General features: G+C 34.0%; 1 protein-coding gene. It reads left to right on the plus strand.

Annotation, left to right across the window (positions count from 1 at the left end):
- Positions 1-611: 611 nt before the first annotated feature.
- Positions 612-851, plus strand: a 240-nt coding sequence (locus GMJ66_RS20320) for a DinB family protein (RefSeq protein WP_156292128.1), incomplete at its 3' end; no start/stop codon positions are given.

Genomic DNA, 851 nt, shown 5'->3' on the forward strand with positions numbered 1-851 from the left:
AAGTCTCGCTAGTCGCTGGGCGCTGGAGCTAGACATCAAAGCGCAAAAATTTATACTTTCTTATTTCTTTAGAAAAGCGCAAGCGCCCGTTTAACGACTTACGGACTGCGCCTATAAAAAAGCTACTCCATACGAATAACAGGTTCAGTTCTTGGAGAGAAAGTATTTAATAACACAATATTTAGGAATGCAAAACGCTATGTGATTTGCATTCCTTTTTTGTTGATATAGCAACATTTTAGTAATTAGATAGTAATTTCGCAACCTTTTACACACGAGTACAAACTTTGTACAACCTCTTTGTGTCTTAAAGCAACTGTTAATTGTGATGCTATTTGTGTTGAAAAAATGCAGAAATTAGTTATAATTCAGAAGATTGATGGGGTTTTATGTTAAAATAAAAATGAAGAATGGGAATAATACTTAACGCTAACGGCAGGATTGTAGAAGAGTCCAGATTAACCTTTATTCCGCAATCGGGCCAGTTTCTTGAATAACACCTAATAAAGTAATTAGATATTTCTGTTAAAATATAACAAGGATTATGAGATAATTTATGCTATTAATATATAAGTAAAAACAATAACGATAAGGGAAAAGGAGGATGGAAAATGGATGTAAAATATCCAATTGGGAAATTACAAGTTCCTGAAAAAGTAACATTAGAAAATGTTCAAGAATGGTTAAAGGAAATTGAGTCTTACACGATTCGATTAAGAGAAACTGTCGACTCATTAAGTGAAGAGGAATTAAGCAAAACTTATCGTGAAGGTAGCTGGACAGTTGGCGGGCTTGTTCATCACATTGCAGATTCTCAGTTGAACATGTATCAACGTTTGAAGCTGGCTTTA

It is taken from the genome of Oceanobacillus salinisoli, assembly GCF_009733865.1.
Lineage (GTDB): Bacteria > Bacillota > Bacilli > Bacillales > Amphibacillaceae > Oceanobacillus > Oceanobacillus salinisoli.